The sequence below is a fragment of the Novosphingobium sp. TK46 genome, from assembly GCF_055361525.1.
This window is the reverse complement of record NZ_CM143963.1, coordinates 55,529-66,308: the sequence shown is the minus strand read 5'-3', so window position 1 is coordinate 66,308 and position 10,780 is coordinate 55,529. Positions and strand designations below refer to the sequence as shown.

10 protein-coding genes are annotated in these 10,780 nt (G+C 61.2%); 3 read left to right on the top strand and 7 right to left on the bottom strand.

The features are described from left to right. Positions 1-4: 4 nt before the first annotated feature. From ACXJ1Z_RS00330 to ACXJ1Z_RS00310, 5 genes are all read right to left on the bottom strand, one after another. Positions 5-832, bottom strand: a complete 828-nt coding sequence (locus ACXJ1Z_RS00330; protein ID WP_463778691.1) for an urea amidolyase associated protein UAAP1 — start codon at positions 830-832, stop codon at positions 5-7. Beyond that, a complete protein-coding gene (locus tag ACXJ1Z_RS00325; RefSeq protein ID WP_463778689.1) occupies positions 829-1,308 on the bottom strand; it encodes a CopG family ribbon-helix-helix protein in 480 nt (159 codons plus the stop codon). Before ACXJ1Z_RS00325 ends, ACXJ1Z_RS00330 begins: the two co-directional genes overlap by 4 nt. Then, complete coding sequence (locus tag ACXJ1Z_RS00320; protein WP_463778688.1) at positions 1,305-2,135, bottom strand: ABC transporter ATP-binding protein; 831 nt, start codon at positions 2,133-2,135, stop codon at positions 1,305-1,307. The genes ACXJ1Z_RS00325 and ACXJ1Z_RS00320 overlap by 4 nt, the downstream gene beginning before the upstream one ends. Continuing rightward, positions 2,132-2,947 carry an ABC transporter permease gene (locus ACXJ1Z_RS00315; RefSeq protein WP_463778687.1) on the bottom strand — a complete coding sequence of 272 codons (816 nt, stop codon included), beginning with the start codon at positions 2,945-2,947 and terminating at the stop codon, positions 2,132-2,134. Before ACXJ1Z_RS00315 ends, ACXJ1Z_RS00320 begins: the two co-directional genes overlap by 4 nt. Positions 2,948-3,009: 62 nt before the next feature. After that, the gene (locus ACXJ1Z_RS00310; RefSeq protein ID WP_463778685.1) at positions 3,010-4,092 is read right to left on the bottom strand and encodes a putative urea ABC transporter substrate-binding protein; all 1,083 of its coding nucleotides are present in this window, start codon (positions 4,090-4,092) and stop codon (positions 3,010-3,012) included. Positions 4,093-4,801: 709 nt separating this feature from the next. On the opposite strand from ACXJ1Z_RS00310, the gene ACXJ1Z_RS00305 reads away from it, so the two are divergent. Beyond that, a complete protein-coding gene (locus ACXJ1Z_RS00305; protein ID WP_463778683.1) occupies positions 4,802-7,282 on the top strand; it encodes a TonB-dependent receptor in 2,481 nt (826 codons plus the stop codon). 100 nt (positions 7,283-7,382) lie between these two features. Here ACXJ1Z_RS00305 and ACXJ1Z_RS00300 read toward each other — a convergent pair whose 3' ends face one another. Together ACXJ1Z_RS00300 and ACXJ1Z_RS00295 are read right to left on the bottom strand one after the other, a co-directional pair. After that, a complete protein-coding gene (locus ACXJ1Z_RS00300; RefSeq protein WP_463778681.1) occupies positions 7,383-9,464 on the bottom strand; it encodes an AsmA family protein in 2,082 nt (693 codons plus the stop codon). A gap of 97 nt (positions 9,465-9,561) precedes the next feature. Next, positions 9,562-9,825 carry a DksA/TraR family C4-type zinc finger protein gene (locus tag ACXJ1Z_RS00295; RefSeq protein WP_463778679.1) on the bottom strand — a complete coding sequence of 88 codons (264 nt, stop codon included), beginning with the start codon at positions 9,823-9,825 and terminating at the stop codon, positions 9,562-9,564. A 182-nt stretch (positions 9,826-10,007) separates the two neighbouring features. On the opposite strand from ACXJ1Z_RS00295, the gene ACXJ1Z_RS00290 reads away from it, so the two are divergent. Beyond that, positions 10,008-10,253 carry a glutaredoxin domain-containing protein gene (locus ACXJ1Z_RS00290; RefSeq protein ID WP_463778678.1) on the top strand — a complete coding sequence of 82 codons (246 nt, stop codon included), beginning with the start codon at positions 10,008-10,010 and terminating at the stop codon, positions 10,251-10,253. 23 nt (positions 10,254-10,276) lie between these two features. Beyond that, positions 10,277-10,762, top strand: a complete 486-nt coding sequence (locus ACXJ1Z_RS00285) for a TspO/MBR family protein (protein ID WP_463778676.1) — start codon at positions 10,277-10,279, stop codon at positions 10,760-10,762. Positions 10,763-10,780: the final 18 nt, after the last annotated feature.

The following is a 10,780-nucleotide window of genomic DNA, read 5'->3' as shown; positions in this document are numbered from 1 at the left end:
TCCCTCAGCGGCGGAAGTAATCTTCGACGTTCTCGAAGGCGCGCAGGCCTTCGGGCGTCGCATTGCGGGCCGCATCGTTGGCGGGCGTCACGGGACCGCGCCAGGCGGTGAGCCGAAGCGGCGTGACAGTGTAGTCGGGGCGTGGGTCGAGCACGTGCGGGCAGTTCGCGATGACAACGATCACGTCCATCTCGGCGCGCAATACAAGCTCGCGACCGGGCCCGAACGGGCCGATCACCGGGGTGATCGCGCCATCCGCTTCGATCCGCGTGCCCTTGAACAAGTTGATGCAGGGGTGAACGTCGCGGCGCTGCAGACCGTGCTTGGCGGCGCCGAGCAGGAACCGGTCGCGACCGTTGGGATAGGGGCTGCTGTTGCGGCCTTCGCCATACCGCGCAGCATTGGTTGCAGCATTCGACGTGCCGGCGAAAGCATCGTGGGTGCCGGCGCCGTCCTCCAGCAGCGTCATCATGACGCGGCCCATGTCGGACAGCAGCAGCTTGCCGGCGCCGAGATAGGCGTTCCACTGCACCTTTACCGTGTCAGCGACGTTGAGCCGTTCACTCGGGAGCTCGGCATTGAAGACCAGCAGCGAGGCGCAGGCATCGCCCTTGAGATCGATCATCCGCAGCCGCGATCCGCGCGTCAGGCGGCGCGTGGCATAGCCTCCAGGCGCAATGGTCTCTTCCCACAACAGGTTCTCGGTGAAGACACCGGCAGGCAGATCGTCGGCGGTTGGTGGCAGGATCGGCATCGCTTCGACCCTGGTGCCTGCCATCGAGCGGGCGTGGTCGCGAGCGGCGAGCGGATTTGCGAGGGTTTCGATCGTCATGCGGAAGCGCCCTCGGGCTTGCGGCTGGACTCGCCCTGCTCGTGCAGCGGCGGCAGCAGCGCGGTAGTGGTTACGAGTTGCAGCTGCTGCACCCCGCGCACGCGGCGCAGCGCATCGCACAGATCCTGCAACCGCACGGCGGGGCCCTGCACCAGCAGCACTTCGAGCGACTGGTCTTCCTCCAGGAAAACGTGCTGGGCCGAGATCACTTCCTTGAGATAATCGGCCTGAGTCTCGGCCAGTTGGTGGCGCACGCGACCGCGATCGGCCCGATAGACGATGGTGACAGTACCGGCGAGCATCTCGTCAGGACGAATGAAGGCTTCGTGCTCGGCAAGCGCGTGCCGGATCAATTCTGCAATCAATTGCGAGCGTGAAGGCAGTCCACGTTCTTCCACCATCAAGTCGAGCTGTCTGAACAAGTCGGCGGGAAGGCTCATGCTGAGCCTGGCGAGGGTGGCAGGTTCGGAACTCATGCCGCATCCTCATTGTTATTACTAAAGGTGTCAAGCGTAATACCCGCTGTGCTTGTTGTGGTACCTTCCGGCTCGTCGGCGGTGGGGATATCGTCATCGTCGTCACGCTTGCGCAACGCCAGGTCGTACACGGCGGTCGCGCCGAAGCGGTGCGGGGCGTGAGGGTCATGCCGACGCTTGTCGAGCGCCAGTACACGCGTACCCAACGAAAACGCTTCCTTGATGTCATGCGTGACCATGATGATCGTCAGCTTGTAGTCCCGCCATAACCGGGTGATCAGCTTGTGCATGTCGACGCGGATACCGGGATCGAGCGCACCGAACGGTTCGTCGAGCAGCAGGATCCGCGGTCGTTTCAGCAGGGCCTGGGCGATGGCGAGGCGCTGCTGCATGCCTCCCGAGAGCTGCGCAGGATACAGGTGCAGGCTGTCACCCAGACCGACAGCACGAAGCATTTCGGTCGCTTCGTCGTTGGCGGCACGGCGGGCAGCGCCGAACAGGCGGGCCGAGAAGGGCGCCTGGGCGCACTCCAGACCCAGCACCGTGTTGCGCAGCGCCGAGAGGTGCGGGAACACCGAATAGCGTTGGAACACCACGCCACGGTCGGGGCCGCATTCCGGTGCCAGAGGCATACCGTCGAGCAGGATCGCGCCGCGAGTGGGGCGCTCCTGGCCCAGTACCACGCGCAGGAAACTGCTCTTGCCTGCACCCGAAGGACCGATGATCGAGACGAACGAGCCTTCCTCGACATCGAGGCTGACGCGCTCGAGCACGACCTTGTCCCCGTATTCGACCCAGAGGTCGCGCAAACTGAGCAGGGCGGTCAATGGTTTGCTCCGTGTGCCCAGGGAAAGAAGCGGCGGCTTAGGAATGTCAGCGTGGTGTCCATGAGAATGGCGAGCAGCGCGATCCACGCGACGTACGGAATGATGACATCCATCGACAGGTAGCGACGGACCAGGAAGATACGGTAGCCCAGCCCGACATCCGACGCGATCGCCTCGGCCGAGATCAGGAACACCCACGCCGGGCCAAGTGACAGTCGCACCGCTTGCAGCAGGCGCGGCATGGCTTGGGGCAGGGCCACGCGGATCATAATCTGCCAACTGCTGGCCCCCAGCGTCTGCGCCTTCACGATCTGCTCGCGGGGCAAGGCGCCAACATGCGCGGCGATGTCGCGTACCATGACTGGCGAAATGCCGATGACGATCAGCGCCACCTTCGCCGTCTCGCCCAGACCCAAGGCAATGAACAGGATTGGCAGCAGCGCGATCGGGGGGATCACGGCGATGCCGGTGACGAGTGGACCGAACGTTGCACGGATCGGTGGCAGCACACCCAATACCAATCCGACGACCAATGCGGTCAGCGTCGAAATTCCGAGGCCGAGTGCGAGGCGCTGCAGGCTGGCAAGCGTGTCGGCCCAGAACACCAGCTGACCAGAGAGCTGGTCGGGCACGAACATCAGTGCCGACATCGCACTGGCCATCGCGCTGGGCAGCGGCAGGATCTTGTCCATTGGATTGGCGGCGTGCCGCTGCGCCGCCAGGAAAAGATACAGCAGCACCAGCAGCAGGATCGGCAGCGCGCCTAGTAACAGACGATCGCCTCGCTTTGGCTGACGGTTCACCCAGCGCATGACGTCAGTTCACCTCGATGGAGCGGATTGGCGGAAGTGGATGGCAAGGATTGGCGGCCGGCTTACAGCTTGCCGTCCGCCGCCATCTGCATGAAGCTGGAGTCGAACCGGAATGTCACGTGCTGTGCATCCCCCATGGTCTTGTTGCCCGGGAAAGCCATGCCCACGGCATCGGCTGAACTGGCGCCCTTGAACAGTCCCTTGCTGAAGCTGAAGTCGCGCACGCGCTGCATGTTGGTCATCAGCGTTGGCGAGGTGGTCGCAGCGACTGCTGCTTTGGGATTGGCATACAGGTAGGTGGTCTTGAGCTGGCTGTCGAAAGCCTCCGGCGAGGCTCCCGCCAGTTTGGCCATGGCCGCGCGGGCCTTTTGTCCTTCTGCATCCTGGCGCTGCATCAGCGTCACCGTATCGTACCAGATGCCCGCCAGGGCCTTGCCGAGGTTCGGATTGGCCTTGAGCGTGGCGGTGTCGACGACCATCAGATCGAGGATCTCACCCGGGATTTGGGCAGAGCTGAATACTTCCTTCGCACCCGGCAGCCCCTTGATCACGGAAAGCTGCGGGTTCCAGGCAACGACCGCGTTGGTATCGGGGCTGGAAAAGGCGCCGACGACATCCGCATCCGCAGTATTGACGGTCTTCACATCGGTCATCGACAGGCCAACGGTCGAGAGGGCGCGGGCGAGCAAGTAATGAGAGACCGATAGCTCGACCAGATTGACCGACTTGCCCTTTATCGCGGCAAGCTGGCTGGCGTTCTTCAAGACGATACCGTCGTTGCCATTGGAATAATCGCCGACAATGATCGCGCTGGTATCCTTGCCGCCAGCGGCGGGGATCGTCAGCGCGTCCATGTTGGTTATGGTCACGCCATCGAACTTGCCGGCGGTGTACTGATTAACCGACTCAACATAATCGTTGACCTGCACGAGGTTGATCTTGATGCCGTACTTGTCTGCCCACTTCTTGACGATGCCGGACTGCTGGGCATAGGGCCATGGCATCCAGCCGGCGTAGATCGACCAGCCAATGTTGAACTCGGTCTTTGCTGCGGGTGGTCCGCTGGGTTGCGAGGAACATGCAGTGAGAAGGAGCCCTCCGGCCAGCAACGCGACTGTGGCTGCTTTGCGTATCGACGTGACCATGATTCGTCCCCTTTCGCAATGCAGCATCGGTCCACAAGGGCGCCTTGTCCAGCATTGATATTACTAGCAGCGCATTTTGTAATACTCGTCGTGATCGGTACGTTGTTCCTTGCTGGCGTGGGTTCGCTGGCGGCGTGAGGCTATGCTTCGTCGTTCTGGCGGAAACGCTGCGCCAAAATCGATCGCGTCAATCACTGCGCGTTCAGCGCTTGAATTCGCCGTTATCTTGCGATCGTTCCCGAGTGCCCTGGACGCCAGCATATGACAGGTGCGTGCCCGATCGCTAAAAGTTGCATCAAAACCACACTTTTGCGCAGTGCAACATACGCAATGACATAACCATTACATTGCCTGGTTATTACGCTTGACCAGTTCCGTAATATCAATACCGTATGGTGCATCGGACCACACAGAGCGGTCCCGAACAAAGCTTTCCGTCATCACAGGGTCGTCGATTCGGCCATGGTTCGAGGATTGTCGTTTGGTTGATGCACAGGCCTGCAATGCCGTTTCCTGTCGGGGCGCAACATCTGCAAGTCATTGGCACGCAATGATGACAGTCTGGTCATCGCCGCAAGCGATCTACATTACTACCGTTTACGCGAAGTGACTTGCTGTTTTTTCAGCATCGCATGTCTCACCCGCTTGGCACAGTTGAGCATGATGACGATACGATAATTGTTAACCGGACGCGTCGATAGCCATGTAATTGGCGGGCCGCGTTCTTGGGGAGAGATGTCACCTACAGGCTTTATCAATAATAAAGGGGGCCGACGTGACCAAGCAATCTTTCCGCACAAGCCTGATTTGTGCGACGGTACTTACAGGATTTTCCCAGGCGCCCGCATTCGCGCAGGCGGCCGACGGCGCAGCCGCCGGCAACGGCAATGCCAACGAGATCGTGGTCACGGCAACTCGCCGCTCGATCTCGCTGCAGGACGTACCGATCAACATCAGCGCCGTCGGGCAGGAACAGCTTTCGCGTAATCGCATCGATGACGTGCAGGATCTCGCGGCTTTCACGCCCGGCATGACGGTCACGGACACGGGCCCGCGCTCGACAGGCAACATCGTGCTGCGTGGTATTTCTTCCGCAGACGCCAGTGGCATCAGTAACCAGAACAGCGCGGTGGGCGTTTATCTAGGAGAAGTTCCGCTATATCTCGATTTCAAATTGATCGATATCAGCCGCGTCGAAGTTCTGCAGGGACCGCAGGGCACGCTGTACGGGCTGGGTACGCTATCGGGTACGGTACGTTACATTCCCAATCGTCCCGACTCGAGCAAGTTCACCGTCGATGCGCACTCGCGCGTGTTCGACATGGCTCATGCCAAGAACCCTGGCTTCATCATGGATGGCGCCGTCAACATCCCGATCATCGCCGACCACGTCGCCTTCCGCACGACGGTGGGATACTATGATGTCCCCGGCTTTATCGACAATAACGCCTTGCTGATCGAGCCCGGCGTTTCTGATCCGCAGCCCGGCCGCAGCCCGACCGGCGCTGACTTTTCGCTGGGTACGCCCGACCAGCGTGCAGCAAACTTCTACTCCAAGAGGGATGTGAACGATGAGCGCACCTTCACCACTCGCAACCAACTGCTGCTTGAGGTCAATCCCGACATCAAGGCTTACCTGACGTACGCGCACCAGGAAACCAAGTCGAACGGAAGTCAGACCAATGGCGCCGGCGTACTCAACACCGGCAGGTATGAAAACCCGACCCGCTATCTTGAACCAGGCGCACGTAACACCGATTTGTACGCAGCCGAATTCAATATAGGCCTTGGTGAAATCGCGCAGTTGGTATCGACCACCGCTTGGACAGTGTCGAAGAACGTCCAGCAAAACGATAATACCGATTTGCTGCTTGATCTGGATTACGGGTACGAGGCGTTTCCGCAGTTCTCGTCGTTCAATCAATCGACCGAGAAGTACAAGCAGTTCAACCAGGAAGTTCGACTTGTTTCCACGCACGGCGGTCCCTTCAGCTGGGTCCTGGGTGGTTTCTATAACAACCTGCGTCGCGACAATCAGTATCGTGAGTACACACCGGGCCTACCAGGCTTCTTCGGTGTCTTCCGCCCGGACAACCTTGAGTACATGTCATTCGTCGACACGCGCATTCGCGAGAAGGCCGTTTACGGTGAAGGTACGTTCCACATAACCGAGGCGTGGCAAGTCACCGGCGGCCTGCGATATTACAAGTACGATGCCTTCGCCAGCGGTGGCACCGATACGCCGCTGACCTCGGGGGGCATCCGGCGCACGCCTTTCCCACTGGTGGTATTCGATCCGAGCCGTATCCGTTCGGGTAATACGAAGAACGACGGCTTCGTTTACAAGGCGAACACCTCGTACAAGTTCAGCGACGACCTGCTGGTTTACGGTACTTACAGCACGGGCTATCGCACCGGCAACGTCAACCGCGTGGCGCCGTGCATCCAGCCGCTACCGCCGGGACAGAACGTCTGCGCGCTGCCGAGCGAACTGTCATTCGATCCGGACAAAACGAAGAACGCCGAGATCGGCGTACGCGCCTCGCTGCTGGACAAGCGACTGCAGTTCACCGCCGACGTGTTCCATGTGAAGTGGGACGGCATCCAGGTGCCTAGCCAAACGGTCAACGGCGCGGTTGGCATTACGGTGAACGCAAGCAAGGCGGTGTCGAAGGGCGTCGAATTCTCCGGCCAATTCAAGATCACCCCGGAACTCTCGCTCCAGGGTACCTACTCGTACACCGACGCGAAGCTTACCGCCGATGCACCCGGAGTCATCGTCAGCCAGGGTGAGCAGTTCGATACGTTCGATGGCGATCGTTTGCCCGGTTCGACCAAGCACTCCGGCTCGGCGCAGTTGACCTACACCTACCCGCTGGAAAATGGGGGCGATATCGAAGCAACCTGGGCTGCGACCTACACGGGTAACATCTACTCGCGCATCGGACTGCGCGGTAATGGCGAGGTCATCCCCGATTACCTTACCCACCGTGCCTCCGTTACCTATCATGGTGAGCATTTCGACATCGGTGCCTATGTCGACAACATCTTCGACAAGTATGCGATCACCGGTATCAACAACGATATCAGTTCGTTCAACCAGGTCCGTACCGATGTCGTCGAACGATACTATGGCCGCAGCGTCCTGACCCCGCGTCGCATCGGCTTGGACATGCGCTTCCACTACTGATCCATCGAATGTGCGCTCCAAACGGAGCGTCCGAGGGCGGTACTGTGTTTCGAACCCGGACGGTCTTGGCGCCTGTCCGGGTTCGATCGCGTCAGCGGGCTCAGTCCTTCTTCTTGGGCTGTCCATTGCCAACGTCCTTGCGGGCCTCGCCCTTGGTGGTTCGCTGCGCGGCGGCGCTTGCACCGGCCAGCACGGGGCCGCAAGCGGTGGACTTCGCATTGCCCACATCGACGAAAGCGAGCAATCCGGCCACGGGCGTTCCGATCAGCGACAAGCCGATGCCCGCGCCTGCGCGACCGAGCAATTGCGGGCTGATGACCTGCAGCCTGGGCTCGGCGAAGTGGCCACCGATGCTCACCGGCGACTGGCCGGAAAAAAGGCTGAACTTCTTACCGTCAGCCTTGAAGGCGATATCCACGGCCTCGCTGCCGAAGCTGAACGCGCCGCGTCCGGTGACGACGTTCTTGCTGGTATCGATCAGGATCGGATCGGTCGCCGCGGTGCCACCGCGCACGGTGAAGGCAACCAGACCGCAATTAACCTCGATCGGCTTCTTCAGCTTGCCCTCGAACATCTTGTAGACGAACGTGCCAAGGTCAAGTTCGGCAAGCTGGGCGTTCTGGGTCCACAGTGTGCCGCGTGGCATCACGAAGGCGATCCGACCCGATGAGGTCGCGAGCGAATCATGGATAGTGTCGCCGCGCCCGGCAAGCTTGATGCGGCCGTGGATGGTGCCGGTGGTTCCTGAATCGGCAACACCGAAGCCGGCCAGCAGGCGACCCATCGGCGTTGGGGACAGACGGATATCATAGCTGATCGCGGAAGGTCGCTGGCGAGTGTCGAACACCAGGTCGGATTTCACATCGCCACGCGCCATCGAGAACGTCAGCGGCGACAACGCCAAGCGGCCACGTTCCAGTGCGAGCTTCATGGAGATGTTCGACATCGGCAGATTGCGCGATCGCACCGTCGCGATCTTCCAATCGAGACCCGCATCGAAGCGCTGCATCATCGCCACCGGCAATTCGGCGTCGGGCATGATGCGCTGTGGCGCGGCGCCGGTGGCCGAAGCGGCCGCGATCGCACCCTTACTGGCCACGATGTCGGGATTGTAGCCGATGAACGGTGCGGCATCGATGATATCGAGGCGGCGCGTCGTAAGCTTTGCATCAAGGCGCAGACGCTCCGTATTATCCGCAGTGAAACCGCCGGACACGTCGGACTGGCCGAAGGTACCGGTTAGCCTCGTGAAGCTGTACTTGCGCGCATCCTTCACCATCTGCGCCTTGAGTGCGAAGCGGCGCGTACGCGGGATCGCGACGTCGATCACTTCCATCAGCTCCGACAGATCGCGACCGCGCGCCGTAACCTTGAGCGGCACGCCTTCCACGTCAGTCAGTGTGGGCAGGGTACCCGACACGTCGATCACGCTATTGGCGGCCTTGGCCTGTAACTGCAGCTGGTTCTCACCGCCGCCGGCGCTGGCGTTGGGGGACAGCAGCTTGGCGGTGAGCGTGAATGGTGTCTTGCGAAAGCGTCCATCGCCGGTGATGTCGACGGCATCGCCGATCCGCGTGTCGGTGGCCACGATCGGCTCGACCGATAGGTTAGCCAGCAGAGGCATCTGTGGATCGAGGTATCGCACTTTGGTGCCGGCGATGACCGCCTTATCAATTTGCGGCATCTGGAAAGGCTCGCCTTGGCTATCGCTGCCGAAGGTCCAGGTGTTGCGCTTGTGTGCCTTATCCCATTCCAGATCGATGACGCCGTCTGCCAGGTCGAGTGTATAAGCATGCTTGCGGCCGAACAGCAGAGAGAAGGGAGCAATGTGCGTCTCGATCCGTTTGGCCGAGAACAGACTGGGCTTGCCCGCCCATTGCGGGTTCGAGACATTTAGCTGCTCGGCGAGGAACTTGATTCGCAGCGGGGCGAAGTACAGCTGGAAATCCCCACCCACCGTGACGGTGCGATCCGCGAGCGAGCTGGTGATGCTTTCGAACGGACGCTTGAGAAAGCGGCCCTTGGTGATGAACAGTATCAGCCACACGAGAAACAAGGCAGCGATCAGGGTCAGCACGATATTGCGCGCGATCCGCCACCGCCGTTTGCGCAAGGCGGGCGCGGACGATTGTTCGTTGGTCGCAACGACGGCGTGCGATTCGACGGCGGTGCTGGTTTCCATGGGAGGTCTATCGTCCGAACGTACCTTCTGGTTGCAGGGTGGGACTGTTGTCGTGTTCGGCCTGCCGTGTTTTTGGGTGGTTTACCGGCCTAACGGGTCACCGCAGTTGGCTGTCCTTGCTGCCGCGTCGATTGATCCCGCTCGATCGGATGCTGGCATCTCGCTTGCTCTGGCAGGCGATGCATGTGCGCGTGCCAGGCAGAGCCAGGCGCCTCCGTTCGGGAATGTCCTCGCCGCAATCCTCACAATATTGGGCGCTCTCACCTGACGGCATGCGCGCTCGCGCGATCGATACCGCGTCAAGCACCGTATGGTCGATCTGATCCTGCACGGCGCCATCACGCGTCCAGCCACCTGCCATACCGCATTTCCTCATCAGAGCAGTTCGCCCCAGGGTCGGCGTACCACGTCAGATCTGAAATCGCCGGCGCGCACAGGGTTCCTGCATGATCGCGGGTATGGCCCCGAAGGGCGGGGAACGCGTGGCATCCTCCCGCGCTTTATCGGCTGATTTACGTTTAGATCCGACACGAGGCTTTGATTATGACCGACAGCAAGAGCGCCACGTTGTACCGCATGGTCCTGCCCGACCACACCTGCCCCTTTGGCGTTCGCGCCAAGGAGTTGCTGGAAAAGGGCGGCTTTGCGGTAGAGGACAACATCCTGTCGTCGCGCGGGGACGTCGACGCGTTCGAGGCGGAACACGGTGTTGAAACCACGCCGCAGGTTTTCATCGATGGCGAACGGATCGGCGGCAGCGACGACCTCGAGCGGTATCTCGCTTCGTGAGGGTGCTGCCGCGCGCAGACCGGATGTCGCGTTCTGCCGCGCTGCTGATCGTTGCGGGGGTGCTTGGCGTCAGCGCGATCGTCGGCAGGCGAAACGCACCCGATCCCTCCCATCCCGGCATACGGCGCTGGTACAAGCGGTTGGACAAGCCCGCCTACACACCACCCGATGCGGCGTTCGGGGCGGTGTGGCCGGTGCTCGAAACCGGTCTAGCGATTGGGGGCTATCGCCTGCTACGCCGGCCGGCGACCGGATCGCGATCGCTTGCGGTAGGACTGTGGCTGTTGAACACCGGCATGATCGGTGGCTGGACGCAGCTGTTCTTTCGCAAGCGGGCACTCGGTTCCAGCGCAGTCGCATCGGGGGCGATGATCGCGACCGGCACCAGCTACGTCGCCGCTGCCGCCAGGGTAGATCGCATCGCCGCCATGACCGGGGTGCCGTTCGTCGGCTGGCTCGGCTTCGCTACGCTGCTGGCCGAGCGGATCTGGGCCAGGAACACGCGCTAGGAAGAACGAAAGATGTCG

What these genes read in the sequence shown, in the direction of transcription:
- ACXJ1Z_RS00330 (WP_463778691.1), bottom strand. Translation starts at nt 832, where the DNA reads ATGACGATCGAAACCCTCGCAAATCCGCTCGCCGCTCGCGACCACGCC.
- ACXJ1Z_RS00325 (WP_463778689.1), bottom strand. Translation starts at nt 1,308, where the DNA reads ATGAGTTCCGAACCTGCCACCCTCGCCAGGCTCAGCATGAGCCTTCCC.
- ACXJ1Z_RS00315 (WP_463778687.1), bottom strand. Translation starts at nt 2,947, where the DNA reads ATGCGCTGGGTGAACCGTCAGCCAAAGCGAGGCGATCGTCTGTTACTA.
- ACXJ1Z_RS00310 (WP_463778685.1), bottom strand. Translation starts at nt 4,092, where the DNA reads ATGGTCACGTCGATACGCAAAGCAGCCACAGTCGCGTTGCTGGCCGGA.
- ACXJ1Z_RS00300 (WP_463778681.1), bottom strand. Translation starts at nt 9,464, where the DNA reads ATGGAAACCAGCACCGCCGTCGAATCGCACGCCGTCGTTGCGACCAAC.
- ACXJ1Z_RS00295 (WP_463778679.1), bottom strand. Translation starts at nt 9,825, where the DNA reads ATGGCAGGTGGCTGGACGCGTGATGGCGCCGTGCAGGATCAGATCGAC.
- ACXJ1Z_RS00290 (WP_463778678.1), top strand. Translation starts at nt 10,008, where the DNA reads ATGACCGACAGCAAGAGCGCCACGTTGTACCGCATGGTCCTGCCCGAC.
- ACXJ1Z_RS00285 (WP_463778676.1), top strand. Translation starts at nt 10,277, where the DNA reads ATGTCGCGTTCTGCCGCGCTGCTGATCGTTGCGGGGGTGCTTGGCGTC.